15 protein-coding genes are annotated in these 15,451 nt (G+C 72.6%); 8 read left to right on the forward strand and 7 right to left on the reverse strand.

All coding sequences use genetic code 11. From position 1 onward, the window contains the following. The first annotated feature begins 6 nt into the window (after positions 1-6). Complete coding sequence (locus ACF062_RS29245) at positions 7-1,107, forward strand: phosphotransferase family protein (protein WP_392142639.1); 1,101 nt, start codon at positions 7-9, stop codon at positions 1,105-1,107. A 1-nt stretch (position 1,108) separates the two neighbouring features. Here ACF062_RS29245 and ACF062_RS29250 read toward each other — a convergent pair whose 3' ends face one another. After that, positions 1,109-1,537 (reverse strand): hypothetical protein, encoded by a 429-nt coding sequence (locus tag ACF062_RS29250; protein ID WP_320591507.1) that lies wholly within the window; start codon positions 1,535-1,537, stop codon positions 1,109-1,111. A gap of 211 nt (positions 1,538-1,748) precedes the next feature. On the opposite strand from ACF062_RS29250, the gene ACF062_RS29255 reads away from it, so the two are divergent. The 4 genes from ACF062_RS29255 to fxsA all read left to right on the forward strand — a co-directional run bounded on the left by ACF062_RS29255 (position 1,749) and on the right by fxsA (position 5,939). Further along, the gene (locus ACF062_RS29255; RefSeq protein ID WP_030789227.1) at positions 1,749-2,189 is read left to right on the forward strand and encodes an Lrp/AsnC family transcriptional regulator; all 441 of its coding nucleotides are present in this window, start codon (positions 1,749-1,751) and stop codon (positions 2,187-2,189) included. Positions 2,190-2,345: 156 nt separating this feature from the next. After that, complete coding sequence (locus ACF062_RS29260) at positions 2,346-4,007, forward strand: amidohydrolase (RefSeq protein ID WP_392142640.1); 1,662 nt, start codon at positions 2,346-2,348, stop codon at positions 4,005-4,007. A gap of 491 nt (positions 4,008-4,498) precedes the next feature. Then, positions 4,499-5,290, forward strand: coding sequence for a polyprenol monophosphomannose synthase (locus tag ACF062_RS29265; RefSeq protein ID WP_392142641.1), 792 nt, complete (start codon positions 4,499-4,501; stop codon positions 5,288-5,290). Between the two features lie 73 nt (positions 5,291-5,363). Continuing rightward, positions 5,364-5,939, forward strand: a complete 576-nt coding sequence (gene fxsA / locus ACF062_RS29270; RefSeq protein ID WP_392142642.1) for an FxsA family membrane protein — start codon at positions 5,364-5,366, stop codon at positions 5,937-5,939. Positions 5,940-6,079: 140 nt separating this feature from the next. Here the strand turns inward: fxsA and ACF062_RS29275 are convergent, their stop codons facing one another. From ACF062_RS29275 to ACF062_RS29290, 4 genes are all read right to left on the reverse strand, one after another. Next, positions 6,080-6,454: an RNA polymerase-binding protein RbpA gene (locus ACF062_RS29275; protein ID WP_030360404.1), complete on the reverse strand. Its 375-nt coding sequence runs from the start codon at positions 6,452-6,454 to the stop codon at positions 6,080-6,082. Between the two features lie 256 nt (positions 6,455-6,710). Then, on the reverse strand, positions 6,711-8,063 hold the full coding sequence (locus tag ACF062_RS29280) for an MFS transporter (RefSeq protein WP_392142643.1): 1,353 nt from the start codon (positions 8,061-8,063) through the stop codon (positions 6,711-6,713). Positions 8,064-8,115: 52 nt separating this feature from the next. Then, positions 8,116-8,883, reverse strand: a complete 768-nt coding sequence (locus ACF062_RS29285) for a glycerophosphodiester phosphodiesterase (RefSeq protein ID WP_392142644.1) — start codon at positions 8,881-8,883, stop codon at positions 8,116-8,118. Beyond that, positions 8,880-9,593 (reverse strand): YitT family protein, encoded by a 714-nt coding sequence (locus ACF062_RS29290; RefSeq protein WP_392142645.1) that lies wholly within the window; start codon positions 9,591-9,593, stop codon positions 8,880-8,882. Before ACF062_RS29290 ends, ACF062_RS29285 begins: the two co-directional genes overlap by 4 nt. A gap of 64 nt (positions 9,594-9,657) precedes the next feature. On the opposite strand from ACF062_RS29290, the gene ACF062_RS29295 reads away from it, so the two are divergent. Then, complete coding sequence (locus ACF062_RS29295; RefSeq protein ID WP_392142646.1) at positions 9,658-11,157, forward strand: PLP-dependent aminotransferase family protein; 1,500 nt, start codon at positions 9,658-9,660, stop codon at positions 11,155-11,157. Positions 11,158-11,178: 21 nt separating this feature from the next. On the opposite strand, the gene ACF062_RS29300 is transcribed toward ACF062_RS29295, so the two are convergent. Both ACF062_RS29300 and ACF062_RS29305 read right to left on the reverse strand, forming a co-directional pair. Continuing rightward, positions 11,179-12,774, reverse strand: a complete 1,596-nt coding sequence (locus ACF062_RS29300; protein ID WP_392142647.1) for a hypothetical protein — start codon at positions 12,772-12,774, stop codon at positions 11,179-11,181. A gap of 49 nt (positions 12,775-12,823) precedes the next feature. Continuing rightward, complete coding sequence (locus ACF062_RS29305) at positions 12,824-13,018, reverse strand: hypothetical protein (RefSeq protein WP_018534760.1); 195 nt, start codon at positions 13,016-13,018, stop codon at positions 12,824-12,826. Positions 13,019-13,301: 283 nt separating this feature from the next. Here ACF062_RS29305 and ACF062_RS29310 point away from each other — a divergent pair, with 283 nt between their 5' ends. After that, complete coding sequence (locus ACF062_RS29310) at positions 13,302-13,694, forward strand: ankyrin repeat domain-containing protein (protein WP_356575032.1); 393 nt, start codon at positions 13,302-13,304, stop codon at positions 13,692-13,694. A gap of 299 nt (positions 13,695-13,993) precedes the next feature. Then, positions 13,994-15,418 carry a HEAT repeat domain-containing protein gene (locus ACF062_RS29315; protein WP_392142648.1) on the forward strand — a complete coding sequence of 475 codons (1,425 nt, stop codon included), beginning with the start codon at positions 13,994-13,996 and terminating at the stop codon, positions 15,416-15,418. Positions 15,419-15,451 lie beyond the last annotated feature (33 nt).

The following is a 15,451-nucleotide window of genomic DNA, read 5'->3' on the forward strand; positions in this document are numbered from 1 at the left end:
ACGGACATGGCATCGGCACCCCGCCCCCGTACCACCACCCGTGACCCGGAAGAACTCGCCCGCCGCCTCACGGCCTGGCTCGACACCCGGCTGCCCGGCGCCAAGGTGGTCGACATGAGCGTCCCGGAGTCCAACGGCATGTCCAGCGAGACCCTGCTCTTCACCGTCGAGCACCCCGAACCACCCTCGCGGGGCTGCGCGTTGCGCCTCGCGGCCGACCCGACGGCGTACACGATCTTCCCCGTCTACGACATGCCGCGCCAGTACCGCACCATGCGGCTCGTCACCGAGCACACCGACCTGCCGGTGCCGCGTGTCCTGTGGCTGGAAGAGGACCCCGGACCGCTGGGTGCGCCCTTCCTCGTCATGGAGCGGGTCGAGGGCCGCGTACCGCCGGACGTCATGCCCTACACGTACGAGGGGAACTGGCTGCACGCCGCCACCGACGCCGAACGCGCACACCTGGAGGAGGCCTCGGTCGCCGTGGTGGCCCGGCTGCACGAGCAAGTCCCGGCGGATGAGGTGGAGTTCCTCGCACTGCCCGGCGAGGGCGGTCCGCTGCGCCGCCATGTCGAGGCCCAACGCGCCTACTACGCATGGGTGGTGAGTGGACTGCCCCGCTCACCTCTGATCGAGCGTGCCTTCGACCGCCTCGAAGAGCTGTGGCCGGACACCGTCGGCGAACCCGTCCTGAACTGGGGCGACGCACGCATCGGCAACATCGTCTACGACGGCTTCGAACCCGCGGCCGTCCTCGACTGGGAGATGGCGGCGCTCGCCCCGCGCGAGGTCGACCTCGGCTGGATGATCTACCTGCACCGCTTCTTCCAGGACCTGACGGTGAGCTTCGGCCAGCCGGGGCTGCCGGACTTCCTGCGCCGGGACCGCGTCGAGGACACGTACGCCCGGCTCACCGGGCACACCCCGCACGCCATGGACTTCTACACGCTGTACGCGGCGCTGCGGCACGCGATCGTCATGCTGCGCGTCGCCTACCGCCGGGTCCACTTCGGCGAAGTCGCCGCGCCCGGTGCGCCACAGGACACGGACACGCTGATCCTGCACCACGGCAGCCTCGCGGCCATGGTGCAGGGCAGCTACTGGTGAATCAGGCGGCGGGCCGCTGCTGTTGGGGCGCGCGCAACGGGCGTGACCCCGGACCGCCCACGTGCGAGAACGGCTGCGTCCGCCAGTCGAGTCCCTGAGGGAGCGTCAACAGCAGGGCGGTGTCCTGCTCCTGAACCTCCATCGACTCGTCGGTGGGCGTGGCGTCCGTGGCCGCGCGGCCCGTGCCGGCACAGACCGTGAGCCCGAACGGGTTCCACGGAGTGGGGCACAGCGCGTGCTCGGGCAGGACGTCCTCGTCGGCGAGGAGCGCGATCGGCTGCCCGCAGTCAGGGCAGTTCACGCGGTACATCTCAAAGGTGTCGTAGGCGTCGAGAAGGGCGTCAGCCGGTTCGACACCCTCCGGCTCGGGCTCGGCGACCTGCTGCTGCTTGGCGCGAGTGGACCTGCCGGGGCGCTTCAAATTCTGCATGGGACTCTCCCCCTTGGGTGGGCCGACAAGGCGCTGCGGCCTCGACCACAGCAAGCACTTCCCGTCCCGTCGTAGGGGTAATCGTGGCATCCCATCGGACACGGTCACAGCAGTGTGGTGTTCGTCACATGCCCGAGGGAGTTGCCCCGGCGTGCGAGTCCTTCGGGTGCTCAGGTATCCGCAAGGATCAAGAGCCCTGTAGGTTCGGCGCATGGAGGAGCTGGACCGACAGATCGTGCAGCTGCTCGTCAAGGACGGGCGGATGAGCTACACCGACCTGGGCAAGGCCACGGGCCTGTCCACGTCAGCCGTGCATCAGCGGGTGCGCCGCCTTGAGCAGCGCGGCGTCATCCGTGGCTATGCCGCGGTCGTCGACCCCGAGGCCGTGGGGCTGCCCCTCACGGCCTTCATCTCGGTGAAGCCGTTCGACCCCAGCGCACCCGACGACATCGCCGAACGCCTCGCCGGCGTTCCGGAGATCGAGGCGTGCCACAGCGTCGCGGGGGACGAGAACTACATCCTCAAGGTCCGCGTCGCCACCCCACTGGAACTGGAGCACCTGCTGAGCCGTCTGCGCGCGCTCGCCGGTGTCTCCACGCGGACGACCGTCGTGCTCTCCACGCCCTACGAGGCCCGCCCGCCGCAGGTCTGAACAGCATGCGCTTTCTGCTCGTGCGCGGCCCCCTGGGGGGCCTCGAAGGGGCGCCCGGTGGCCGCCGAGTCGACGAGCGGACCCCCGCACCGGGCGGCGCGCGCCCTGGGGTGACCCCCGCGTCGGCCGCCCCTCCACAGGGGTGAGACTGGACCCATGAGCCAGAGCACCGCCCCCGGGAACGACGCCCAGGGCCCCCAGGATGCCCACAGCCACCGCACCGTGCTGCTGCGCGGCGGTGACGTCCACAGCCCCGCCGATCCCTTCGCCACCGCGATGGTCGTCGAGCGCGGCCATGTCGCCTGGGTCGGCTCCGAGGGCGCGGCGGACGCCTTCGCCGACGGCGTCGACGACATCGTCGACCTCGAAGGCGCCCTGGTCACCCCGGCCTTCACGGACGCCCACGTGCACACCACGGCCACCGGCCTCGCCCTCACGGGACTCGACCTGTCGGGGGCCCGATCGCTGGACGACGCGCTCGTACGCGTACGCGAACACGCCGCCGCACGGCCGCACGACACCGTCCTGCTCGGCCACGGCTGGGACGCCGCCCGCTGGCCCGGCGGCCGCCCGCCCACGCGCGCGGAGCTCGACGAGGCCACCGGAGGCCGGCCGCTCTACCTCTCCCGCATCGACGTCCACTCGGCGGTCGCCACCACCGCGCTGCTCGACCTGGTGCCCGGCATCACCGAGCGCACCGGCTTCCGCCCGGACGCCCCGCTGACCGGCGACGCCCACCACGGGGCGCGCGCCGCCGCCCTCGCCGCCATCACGCCCCTCCAGCGCACGGAGGCCCAGCGCGCCGCCCTGCGGCGCGCCGCGTCCCTCGGCATCGGCTCCGTGCACGAGTGCGCGGGCCCGGAAATCTCCGACGAGGACGACTTCACCGGGCTGCTGCGGCTCGCCGCCGACGAGCCGGGGCCGCGCGTCGTCGGCTACTGGGCCGAGCACGGCGAGGAAGGTGTGGCCCGCGCCCGGGAGTTGGGGGCGCTCGGCGCCGCCGGTGACCTCTTCGTGGACGGCGCCCTCGGGTCCCACACCGCCTGCCTCCACGAGCCGTACGCCGACGCCGCCCACACCGGCACGGCCCACCTGGACGCCGCCGCCGTCGCCGCCCATGTCGTGGCGTGCACCGAGGCGGGCCTCCAGGCGGGCTTCCACGCCATCGGGGACGCCGCGGTGAGCTCCGTGGTCGACGGCATGCGCCAAGCCGCCGAGAAGCTCGGCCCTGCGCGCGTCCGGGCCGCCCGGCACCGCGTGGAGCACGCCGAGATGCTCACCCCCGAGACGATCGCGGGCCTCGCCGAGTTCGGCCTCACCGCGTCCGTGCAGCCCGCCTTCGACGCCCTGTGGGGCGGCGAGGACGGCATGTACGCCCAGCGCCTCGGCGCCGACCGGGCGCGCACCCTCAATCCGTACGCGGCCCTGCTGCGCGCCGGTGTGCCCCTGGCCTTCGGCTCCGACAGCCCCGTCACGCCGCTCGACCCCTGGGGCACGGTCCGCGCCGCCGCCTTCCACCGCACGCCCGAGCACCGCGTCTCCGTGCGCGCCGCGTTCACCGCCCACACCAGGGGCGGCTGGCGCGCCGTCGGCCGTGACGACGCGGGTGTCCTGGTGCCGGGCGCGCCCGCGGACTACGCGGTGTGGCGCTCCTCCGACCTCGTGGTGCAGGCCCCGGACGACCGCGTGGCCCGCTGGTCGACCGACCCGCGCTCGGGCACGCCCGGCCTGCCCGACCTGTCGCCGGGCGGTGAACTCCCGGTCTGCCTGCGCACGGTGGTGGGCGGCCGGACGGTCCATGCGGGGCCGGACGAGTGATGTCCCGGCGGTGCGCGGCGCCGATGGCGGCCCGCCGGGGTTCCGCGCGACCTGGGAATCCTCGGCGCTGACCTGGTGGCCTTCATCGTCACCGCAGCTCACCGGGCTATTGACAGAGAGCCGTCGTGGGCCGGTAGGTTCGGCCGGGTCCACCACAGGACGTCCGAGAGGCGAACCTCCACGCAGTCGTCGAACGCCGCTGGGTCATGGGTGGTGTGCCGCACCGGCGCACCACCACTGGGAGCCAGGTCCAGCGCCCGCGACGCGGAGGCGAGGGAACGTATGAGCCGATCGGCAGGTGTGACCCGGGTGGGGCCCGGACGCTCAGTAGACAACGGCTTTCGGTCGATCCGCAGCCAGCGGGTCCCAGGTCGGCCCGAAGGGTGCCGGGCCCCGATCCGCAGTGCCGGCCGCCACTACCTCCGTGCCGCCGCTGCGGCGCAGGCCGCGGCCACTATGGTTGTCCTCTGCGTACGAACGAAGGGGCAGTAGTGAACGACGGCGGTCGGGTCTTCGAAGCGGGAGACCAGGGGAGGCAGTTCGGCTCGCTCGGCACGGCCTTGGTGATCATTCCGACCTACGACGAGGCGGAGAACATCACGTCCATCGTCGGCCGGGTGCGGGCCTCCGTGCCGGACGCGCACGTCCTGGTCGCCGATGACAACAGCCCCGACGGCACCGGCAAGATCGCCGACGAGCTCGCGGCCGAGGACGAGCAGGTGCACGTGCTGCACCGCAAGGGCAAGGAAGGCCTCGGCGCCGCCTACCTCGCGGGCTTCCGCTGGGGGCTCGACCACGACTACGGCGTGCTGATCGAGATGGACGCCGACGGCTCCCACCAGCCCGAGGAACTGCCCCGGCTGCTGACCGCGCTCAAGGGCGCCGACCTCGTGCTCGGCTCCCGGTGGGTGCCGGGCGGCCGGGTCGTGAACTGGCCCAAGCACCGCGAGTTCATCTCCCGCGGCGGCAGCACCTACTCGCGCCTGCTGCTCGATGTGCCCATCCGGGACGTGACGGGCGGCTACCGCGCCTTCCGCCGCGAGACCCTCGAAGGCCTCGGCCTGAGCGAGGTCGAGTCGCAGGGCTACTGCTTCCAGGTCGACCTGGCGCGCCGCGCGATCAAGGCGGGCTACCACGTCGTCGAGGTGCCGATCACGTTCGTCGAGCGCGAACTGGGCGACAGCAAGATGAGCCAGAACATCGTCGTCGAGGCGCTGTGGCGGGTCACCGCCTGGGGTGTGGGCGAGCGGGTGGGCCGGGTCATCGGGCGCAAGCAGCCCTGAGCGGCACCTGCGCCCCGCCTTCTTGATCATACCCCTTATCCCGGCCTGAGGCGGACCCAGGCACACTGGGAGCATGACGACTGGCGCACCGCCTCCCATCCGACCCGCCAGGCCCCGGCGCTCCGGGCCCCTGAGGTTCCTGCCGCTCGGCGTCGCCGCGTGGCTCGTCCTGGAAATCTGGCTGCTCACCGTCGTGGCGGGCGCCACGAACGGGCTCGTGGTCTTCCTGCTCCTGGTGGGCGGCCTCGTGCTCGGCTCCGCGGTGATCAAGCGCGCGGGGCGCAGGGCCTTCCGCAAGCTCAGCGAGGCGGTGCAACAGCAGCAGAGCGGCATCCCGCCCGAGCCCGCCGCGTCCGGCGGCGGCGGGGCCCTGACGATGCTGGGCGGTCTCCTGATCATCCTGCCCGGCCTGATCTCGGACGCCCTGGGCCTGATCCTGCTGGTGCCGCCGGTCCAGAAGGCCCTCGGAAAGTACGCGGAGCGCACGTTCGAGCGCAAGGTCCGCGAGGCGACGCCCGGCGGCCTCGGCGACCCCTTCCAGCAGGCGCGCATGCACCGCCCGGACGGCAAGGTCGTCCAGGGCGAGGTCATCAGGGACGAGCCGCCGGCGCGCGGCCCCCGCCCTGACGACCCGCAGCTGCCGCACTGACGGCGTGCCGTCGGAAAGACCGACACGAAGAAGAGGCGCAGACACACGAGGCGCAGACGCACGAGGGCCGGGGCCACTGCTGAGCAGTGGCCCCGGCCCTCGTACTTGTGCTGCTGTGCGGTTGTGTGCCGGGTCCGTCGTCAGGCGGACTTGCGGCTGTCCCGCGGATGCACCGCGATGTTCATGGCGCCGGACCGAAGGACCGCGAGGCGCTCCTCCAGGACCTCTTCGAGTTCCTCTCGAGTACGGCGCTCCATGAGCATGTCCCAGTGCGTACGCGCCGGCTTGCCCTTCTTCTCCTCAGGTCCGTCGCCGTCTACCAGGAGTGCCTGGGCCCCGCAGACCTTGCACTCCCACTCCGGCGGGATCTCCGCCTCGACCGAGAACGGCATCTCGAAACGATGTCCGTTCTGGCATGCGTACTCCACGGCCTGGCGCGGAGCCAGGTCGATGCCGCGGTCGGTCTCGTAGCTTGTCACCACGAGGCGCGTGCCGCGAAGAGCTCGCTCACTCATGAATCGTGCCTCCCGGGCTTGTCGCCCACAGGACAGGTGTCGCTGTCGTCGTCATCCGGTCAACGTCCGGTCGGCGGTAAAGATTCCCGTTCAGGGTCATGCGTCGCCGTCGTATGCCGCCCCTTGTTGTACCCACCAGCGCCCGGTTTGTCACATCTGACAGCAGATGTCACCCAGCGTTTCTGAATCTCCAGCTCGCAGTAACGGTCCGCCTGGCAGGCCAAACGCGTACACTACCGGCCTTTGCCCTCAGTTGTTAAATCCTCTCGGGTACGGGGTTCCCCGCGTCGCGCACCGCACGCCTCACCGGCACCCTCGCGAGCAGCACGAAACCGAGCGCGAAGAAGGCCACGAGGGAGACGATCGCGTCCCGGTAGCTCCCGGTGAGCTGATAGGTGAGACCGAAGATCAGCGGCCCCAGCCAGGCCATCCCGCGGTCGCTGATCTCGTACGCGGAGAAGTACTCGGCCTCCTTGCCGCGCGGCACCAGGTGCGAGAAGAGGGAGCGGGACAGGGCCTGCGTGCCGCCGAGGACCAGGCCGATCCCCGCCGCCAGGACGAAGAACCACGCGGGCGCCCCCGAGGGCAGGAAGTAACCCGCCCCGATCGTCACGGTCCAGGCCACGAGGGAGCCGAGGATGACGCGCTTGGCGCCATGGACCCGGGCGAGCCTGCCCATGGTGAGCGCCCCGGCGACCGCGAGCAGCTGCACCAGCAGGACCGCGACGATCAGCGTGGACTGGCTGAGCCCGAGCTCCTCGGAGCCGTAGACGGACGCCTGGGAGATCACCGTCTGCACCCCGTCGTTGTAGACGAGGTACGCCAGCAGGAAGGCGAGCGTGTGAGGGTGCCTGCGCATGTCGCGCACCGTCGCCGCCAACTGCCGCAGGCCCCCGCGCGACGCGCCCTCCGACGGCGCCGCCCGCCGGTCGCGCAGCCGCTTCAGCGGTACGAGGGTGAAGGCGCCCCACCACACACCGGCCGACGCCAGGCAGATGCGGACCGCGGTCGACTCGGAGACACCGAAGGTGTCATGGGCGAGGAACAGCACCAGGTTCGCCACCAGGACCAGGGCGCCCGAGGCGTAACCGAAGGCCCAGCCGCGCGAGGAGACCGCGTCGCGCTCCTCGGGAGGGGCGATCTGGGGCAGGTAGGAGTTGTAGAGCACCATCGAGACGGCGAGCGAGGCGTTGGCGACGATCAGCAGGAGGCCGCCGAGGAGATAGCGGTCGCCGTCCAGGAAGAACATCCCCGCCGTCGCGGCCGCCCCCAGGTACGCGGCCACGGCGAGCAGCGGCTTCTTGCGCCCGGTGCGGTCGGCGGCGGCGGCCGCCAGCGGCATCACGAAGACGGACACGAGCACGGAGGCGGACACCGCGTACGCGAAGAAGGAGCCCGCGCGGACCGGGATGCCCAGCGGGTGCACGTACCCCTCCGGGTCGGCGGCCGCCTTGGCGATCTCCGTGAGGTAGGGGCCCAGGAACACGGTCAGGACGCTGGTCGAGTAGACCGAGCACGCCCAGTCGTAGAAGTACCAGCCGCGCTGTTCGCGCCGCCGTTCGGCGGCGGCTTCGTCGGCCGCGGCCGTCCGCTCGGTGTCGGTGCCCACCCGTGACCTCTGTTCCCCGTGGTGCGAAGCCGCCCTCGGGCGGTCCGACCCGTCAGATCCAGGCCCCCCGGTCCTCCAGCACCTCGCGCAGCGTCTCGATGTGATCGGAAACTATGCCATCCACGCCCAGGTCCAGCAGGGCTGCCATCCGCCCGGCGTCATTGACGGTCCACACGTGGACCTGGAGCCCGCGCGCGTGGGCGGCCCGCACGAAGCGGTGATCGACCACCCGTATCCCGCCGTGCGTCTCGGGCACCTGCGCGCAGACCGCCGAGCGGCGGAGAACCGCCGGGACGCCGTATGACCGCATGCGCAGCGCCGCCACGCCCCGCGTACCGAACGACGTGGCGAGGCGCGGGCCCGCGAGGCGCTGCGCCCGGGCCACGCGCGCCTCGGAGAACGAGCCGACGCAGACGCGGTCCCAGGCCCCGGCGCGACGGATCAGGTCGAGCAGCGGCGCCAGCGCGGGGTCGGCCTTCACGTCCACGTTCCAGCGCACTTCGGGGAAGGCCTCCAAGAGCTCTTCGAAGAGGGGCACCGGCTCCGTGCCGGCCACGCGCGCGTGGCGCACCTCGCTCCACGGGAGGTCGATGATGCGGCCCGCCGCGTCCGTCACGCGGTCGAGCGTCGCGTCGTGGAAGGCGACGAGGCGGCCGTCGGCCGTGGCGTGCACATCGGTCTCGATGTAGCGGTAGCCGAGACCGACGGCGCGCCGGAAGGCGGCGGCGGTGTTCTCCAGGCCGTCCGCGGCGCCCCCGCGGTGGGCGAGGGCCAGGGGTCCCGGGTGATCGAGGTAGGGATGGCGTACGCGCGTGGTCACCGCTGAAGTATCGCCTCCGAAGGACCGCCGGAGGCGATGACGTTTCCCGCGCCGGGTGCGGGCGGGGCGAAGCGGCGCAGGAAGAACTGGGCGAGCGGACCGATCGACAGCGCGTAGAGGACCGTGCCGGCGCCGACCGTGCCGCCCAGGGCGAAGCCGGTGACGACGACCGTCGCCTCGATGGAGGTCCTGATGAGCCGGATCGAGCGGCCGGTGCGCCGATGCAGGCCCGTCATCAGGCCGTCCCTCGGCCCGGGGCCGAACGCCGCCGTGATGTAGAGCCCGGTCGCCACTCCGTTGAGCAGGACCCCGGCCACGAGCAGCGGTACGCGTACGGCGAGCGCGTGGGCGTCAGGGAGCAGCGCCAGGGTGGCGTCCATCGCCACGCCGCAGACGACGACGTTCGACACCGTGCCGAGGCCGGGGCGCTGGCGCAGCGGGATCCACAGCAGCAGGACCGCCGCGCCCACGACGATCGACACGGACCCGATGGACAGACCGGTCAGCTCGGCGAGGCCCTGGTTGAGGACGTTCCACGGTTCGGGCCCGAGCCCCGCCTCGACCATCAGCGCGGAACTCGCGCCGTACAGCGCCAGCCCCGCGTACAGCTGGACGAGCCGCCTCGTGAGATGCGGCCTCAGACGCCGCCGCGGCTGTGGCTCGGTGACGGACAAGGAACGCTCCCCAGTAGTGCCGGTGGCTTGACGCATGACACCCTGTGGCTTGGAAGCAGACCGAAACCATGGCCAATCCGGGGAAGGTGGACTGGGAATCATGGCTCAGTGGACTTCAGCGATGGGCTCGACCCAGTTGGCCCGGCTCCTCGCCTCCCAGCAGGCGCCTCCCAGCGGCACCGGCGCCCGCCGCCCGCCCGCCTACCGCGCGCTCGCCGACGGCATCCGGCTGCTGGTGCTCGAAGGCCGCGTCCCCGTCGCCGCGCGCCTGCCCGCCGAACGCGAACTGGCGGTGGCGCTCGCCGTCAGCCGCACCACCGTGGCCGCCGCCTATGAGGCATTGCGCAGCGAAGGCTTCCTGGAGTCCCGCAGGGGAGCGGGCAGCTGGACCGCCGTCCCCGCCGGAAACCCCCTGCCCGCGCGCGGGCTCGAACCGCTGCCTCCGGAGGCGCTCGGTTCGATGATCGACCTGGGCTGTGCGGCGCTGCCCGCGCCCGAGCCGTGGCTGACCCGCTCGGTGCAGGGCGCCCTCGAGGCGTTGCCCCCCTACGCCCACACGCACGGCGACTACCCCGCGGGCCTGCCCGCCCTGCGCGAGATGCTCGCCGAGCGCTACACCGCGCGCGGGATCCCGACGATGCCCGAGCAGATCATGGTGACCACCGGCGCGATGGGCGCCATCGACGCGATCTGTCATCTCTTCGCGGGGCGCGGCGAACGCATCGCGGTGGAGTCCCCCTCGTACGCCAACATCCTCCAGCTCATGCGCGAGGCGGGCGCCCGGCTCGTTCCCGTGGCCATGGCCGAAGGGCTGACGGGTTGGGACATGGACCGCTGGCGGCAGGTCCTGCGGGACGCGGCGCCCCGGCTCGCGTACGTCGTCGCGGACTTCCACAACCCCACGGGCGCGCTCGCGGGCGAGGACCAGCGCAGGCAGCTGGTCGAGGCGGCCCGCTCGGCCGGCACGGTCCTCGTCGTCGACGAGACGATGAGCGAGCTGGGGCTCGAACCGGAACTCACCATGCCGCGCCCCGTCTGCGGGTTCGACCCGGCCGGCTCCACCGTCATCACCGTCGGCTCGGCGAGCAAGGCCTTCTGGGCGGGCATGCGCATCGGCTGGGTGCGGGCCGCACCCGACGTGATCCGCAGCCTCGTCGCGGCCCGCGCCTACGCCGATCTGGGCACCCCCGTGCTCGAACAGCTGGCCGTGAACTGGCTCCTGAACACCGGCGGCTGGGAAGCCGCCGTGGACGTGCGCAGGGAGCAGGCCAGGGAGAACCGTGACGCGCTGGTCGCCGCCGTACGCCGCGAACTGCCCGGCTGGGAGTTCGAGGTGCCGCGCGGCGGTCTGACGCTGTGGGTGCGCACCGGCGGCCTGTCCGGGTCACGGCTCGCCGAGGTGGGCGAGCGCGTGGGGGTGCGGGTGCCGTCAGGGCCGCGCTTCGGTGTCGACGGTGCCTTCGAGGGCTATGTGCGGCTGCCGTTCACCGTGGGCGGCGCGGTGGCCGAGGAGGCGGCGGTGCGCCTGGCCGCAGCCGCCCGCCTCGTGGAGACGGGCGCCGGGGCGGGTGCGGAGGTCGCGCAACCGTTCGTGGCCTGAGCCCGGCCCCCTCTGCCGAGTTCAGCTCTCCGCCGGGACCGGCTCCGCCCCGGCGATCGTTTCGGGAAGCTCCTCCGCGGCCTCGTCGGCGGTCTCGGTGTCCGCCGGAGTGCTCCGCGGCGGCAGCAGTTCCATGACCGCGAGGCGGTGCGCCTCGCTGGTCGCGTCGTCGTACGGGTCGGGCGTCGCGGGCACCTGGATGCGGTGCACCGGGCCGGGGCCGAGCCGCGCGTAGCCCCGGCCGGGGGGGACCTCGGCGGTGGGCGTCGTGGCGGGGCGCGCACCGAGGACCTCCTCCAACTGGTCGGGCAGGGCGGGCCCGAGCACCACACGCGCGCGCGTGTGCTGCCGTACGGAGTCGCTCAGGGCGTCCAGGCAGTCCAGCTGGTCCGCGACGACCACCGTCACGTTCGCCGCCCTGCCGTGCCGCAGCGGTACATGGAGCAGCGACTGCGGGTCGTCGCGCCCGTCGGCGGCGGCGAGGTGGCCGAGCGCGCTCGGCCGGTCGAGGAGGATCCACAGGGGCCGCTTGATGTCCTCAGGCGACGGGCGGCCCGCCTGCCGGGCACGGTTGGCTGCGATGAGCCTGCGCTCGGTCTCGTGCGCCGCCCATTCGAGGCTCGCCAGCGCCCCGGCCAGCCCGCACTCGATGGCCAGGACTCCTTCGCGGCCCGCGAGACAGGCGTAGTCGCCGGTGCCGCTGCCCTCGACGACGAGGACATCCCCGTACCGCAGCGCCTGGAGTGCGACGGAGCGCAGCAGTGTTGTCGTGCCACTGCCCGGCTGGCCCGCGATCAGCAGGTGGGGCTCGGTGGAGCGGATGCCGGTGCGCCACACGACGGGGGGTACGTCGCGCTGCTCCTCGCCGTCGGCCACCGGCAGGGTGCGCCGGACGCCGGTCTCGTCGGTGAAGCCGAGGACGGTCTCCCCGGGGGCGGTGACGAAGCGCTGGGCCGCGATGTCGGTGGGCAGCGGGGGCAGCACGGCGACGGTCAGTTCGTTGCCCTCCTCGTCCCACGCGAAGTGGTATTCGCGTCCGCGTCCCGACTTCGCGTGCAGCAACTGCTCGATCCGCGCGCGGGACTCGGCCTCGCCGTCCGTGAAGTACGCGGGATAGCGCACCACGAGCCGGGAGATCCGTCCGGTGTCGTCGAATTCGTAGGAAGGGAACGCCTTGTCCCATTCGCCGCCGTGGGCGAAGAGCGGGGCGGGGTCCTCGGGGACCGAGAAGTACGGGACGAGCGCTTCGTAGAGGCACCGCAGCCGCTGTGCCTGCGCCTCGTCGGGGCCGGCCGGCGCGCGCCCGGTGCGGTCGCGGCCCGTCCACGCGGCGGCCCCCATCAGGGCGATGAGGGCGATCCCCGGGCCGTAGGGGACGAGGACCACGACCAGTAGCACGGAGGCCACGAAGAACAGGAGCGGTCCGCGCTTGTCCTTGGGTGTGTCGACCCACTTGCGCCGCCCGGCGGCAGCCAGCCGGCGCAGTCCACGAGCGATCGTGATCAGCGGGTGGAGAACGTCCGTGGCGCTGTCGACGGCCGACCGTGCCAGCTCCCGGCCTCGCGCGAGGGTCGCGGTGCCGTTGCTCAGGATGCGGGGGAGTGGGCGCCTGGCCACGTCAGTCTCCTGGAGGTGCGTACGAAAGTGCCTACGAAAGGCAGGGGTGTCAGAACTTGATCCCGCCCAGCAGGCTCGCCAGGCTCGCGCCGCCGGCCTTGATGCTCGGGGCGATGGCGGTGCCCGCGAGGTAGAAGCCGAAGAGTGCGCAGACCAGGGCGTGGGAGGCCTTGAGTCCGTCTTTGCGGAAGAAGAGGAAGACGATGATGCCGAGCAGGACGACGCCCGAGATGGACAGGATCATGAGGGTTCTCCTGGTTGATGGGGACAGTCACCATGAGTTCTTCCAGGCTCACAGGATGTATCCATACGACAAAAGGTGCAAATGAGTGAAATAAGCGAAATTTCCCTCGAATGGCAGAGCTGGGCAGAGCTGTGCCAGGCGTCAATGGCCGACTCGGAGGGGCCCCGAGCCCGCCGTGATCTTTGCCTCGGCCGGGCCGCGTCATGTGCCGCCGAGCGCAGTACCCTGTCGATTCACTCGTACGGCTGCACCGGCAGCGCATCCCAGAAAGGCGGACGCCCCCATGAGCGAAGCCCCCGACCCCGAGGTCGTGGAGCTGGCGACCAAGATCTTCGATCTGGCCCGGCAGGGTGACGCCGCGGCGCTCGCGGCGTACGTCGACGCGGGCGTCCCCGCCGACCTCACCAACGACAGCGGCGACTCGCTCGTGATGCTCGCCGCCTACCACGGGCACGCCGACGCCGTCCACGCCCTCCTGGAGCGTGGCGCGGACGCCAACCGCGCCAACGACCGGGGGCAGACGCCGCTCGCCGGCGCCGTCTTCAAGGGCGAGGACGCGGTCGTCCGGGCCCTTCTGGACGGCGGGGCCGACCCGGCCGCCGGGATGCCGTCGGCGGTGGACACCGCACGGATGTTCCAGAAGACGGAGCTGCTGAAGCTGTTCGGGGCCGCCTGAGCGGGTAGCCGACCAGCAACGACGGGGGCGATGGAAATGTGGTCGCGGCGGGCATGACCGCCGGGTCATCATGACGACGTGATTCACGGACGCGACGGCGGGGCAGATCTTGCCGCACCGCGCGGGCCGTGAGCGGCCCGCCCCCGGACCTCCGTCCGGGACCCCCAGGGCCACGGACGAGAGGCAGAGGAAGATGGTCTTCGACAAGCAAGAGACGGCGGGCGGCCCGACGTGTTGGCGCGCGGCCAGGTAATGCGTGATTCCCGGTTGCGTCGACGCTTGATGTGAGGCTGTTTCCCATGTTCGATCCGGTCATAGCGCCCAGCGGTACGCTGCTCGGCCTGTTGCAGCGCGGCCGCGGCGACGGCACGCTGCACGCACTCACGGCACCGCGGTCCGAGGCGCTCGCCGCCCTCGACCACTGCGTGCTCAACGATCCACGCCACGACTGGCAGGTGGAGAACCGCTCGCTGTACTACGCCCGGCTCTACCTCGACCTGCACGGCGGGCTCGGCGCGATCGAGCGGCACCTCTTCGACGCCGAGGACGTCCTCAACACGGACGACTCACGCACCGGTCTCGCCCTCGCCGTCCTCGGGCACCTCGCCTCGTACGGCAGGTACGACGCCCTGGAGCTCCTGCGGCGGTACGCGGCCTTCGGCACGAACTGGGCGTGGGCCCTGGACGAGCTGGCCCTGCGCGACGACGACGCGGGCCTGCGCGCCCTCGCCGCCCCCGTGCTCGCCAGATTCCCCGCCGACGCCGAGGGCGAGGCCGAACTGGCCGCCACCGTCCGCGACGCCTACGAACCACGGCCCTGGCGCCTGTGGGAGGAGGACCCCCGCGCCGATATCGGCGCCCGCGTGCGCGCCGCGCGGGAACAGGGCTCCTTCGACCGCTGGCAGCGGCAGATGCGGCCGGCCGGCCCCCGCCCCGGCTGGAGCGTCCAGGCCGTCTTCGACTGGGCCCAGGAGGGCCTCGAACGCGGCGCCGTGCTGCACGTGCCCGCCGCCCGCTGCCTGAGCGCCGTCGCCGGACCCGAGGACCGCGCCGAGATCGTCGAGGCCGCCCGGAGCGGCTCCGAAGGGGCGCGCGGCACCGCCCTGCGCTACCTGGCCGACGCCCGTGATCCCGCCGTCCTCGACCTCATCGAGTACGCCGTCGAAGGACACTCCCCGGTCGTGGTGGACGCCGCGACCGAGGCCTTCGAACGGATGGGGCACCCCGCCGCCGTCGAGCGCGCCCGGCGCTGGGCCTACCGCCCCGACGCCCTGGGCGCCGCCGCCGGACGCGTGCTCGCCTGCCGGGGCGACGCGCAGGACAGCAAGCTGGTCCTCGCGGCGCTCCGCGAGGCGGTCCGCGGCGAGGGACCCGACGCGCCGACGCTCTGGACCCTCGTCGACGGCGCAGGCCGCCTCGGCATCGCCTGCGCGGCCCCCGTGCTGCGCCACGTCTACCGCGAGACGGCCTCCTCCCAATTGCGCGGCCGCGCCGCCCGGGCGCTCGCCGCCACCGACCCCACCTTCGCCACGGGCTTCGCCGTCGAATGCCTCTGGGACTGCGAGGAATCCACCCGCGGGGTCGCCGCGCGCCACGCCGAGACCGGCGACGCCCGCGTGGTCAACCGCTTGCGCAGGCTCGCCTCCGACCCCGCCGAGGAGGACGAGGTACAGACGGTGGTACGGAGCAGGATCGGCCCCGACGCCGACGCTCCCGCGGTGTAGGCCTGACGCCGACGCCCGCGTGGTGTCGGCCTT

Origin of the sequence: Streptomyces sp. NPDC015345 (assembly GCF_043078805.1) — a bacterium.
GTDB lineage: Bacteria > Actinomycetota > Actinomycetes > Streptomycetales > Streptomycetaceae > Streptomyces.

Bases quoted from the DNA above. Each gene is read 5' to 3' on its own strand.
- ACF062_RS29245 (WP_392142639.1), top strand. From the start codon at position 7: ATGGCATCGGCACCCCGCCCCCGTACCACCACCCGTGACCCGGAAGAA.
- ACF062_RS29250 (WP_320591507.1), bottom strand. From the start codon at position 1,537: ATGCAGAATTTGAAGCGCCCCGGCAGGTCCACTCGCGCCAAGCAGCAG.
- ACF062_RS29255 (WP_030789227.1), top strand. From the start codon at position 1,749: ATGGAGGAGCTGGACCGACAGATCGTGCAGCTGCTCGTCAAGGACGGG.
- ACF062_RS29260 (WP_392142640.1), top strand. From the start codon at position 2,346: ATGAGCCAGAGCACCGCCCCCGGGAACGACGCCCAGGGCCCCCAGGAT.
- fxsA (WP_392142642.1), top strand. From the start codon at position 5,364: ATGACGACTGGCGCACCGCCTCCCATCCGACCCGCCAGGCCCCGGCGC.
- ACF062_RS29275 (WP_030360404.1), bottom strand. From the start codon at position 6,454: ATGAGTGAGCGAGCTCTTCGCGGCACGCGCCTCGTGGTGACAAGCTAC.
- ACF062_RS29290 (WP_392142645.1), bottom strand. From the start codon at position 9,593: ATGCGTCAAGCCACCGGCACTACTGGGGAGCGTTCCTTGTCCGTCACC.
- ACF062_RS29295 (WP_392142646.1), top strand. From the start codon at position 9,658: ATGGCTCAGTGGACTTCAGCGATGGGCTCGACCCAGTTGGCCCGGCTC.
- ACF062_RS29305 (WP_018534760.1), bottom strand. From the start codon at position 13,018: ATGATCCTGTCCATCTCGGGCGTCGTCCTGCTCGGCATCATCGTCTTC.
- ACF062_RS29310 (WP_356575032.1), top strand. From the start codon at position 13,302: ATGAGCGAAGCCCCCGACCCCGAGGTCGTGGAGCTGGCGACCAAGATC.
- ACF062_RS29315 (WP_392142648.1), top strand. From the start codon at position 13,994: ATGTTCGATCCGGTCATAGCGCCCAGCGGTACGCTGCTCGGCCTGTTG.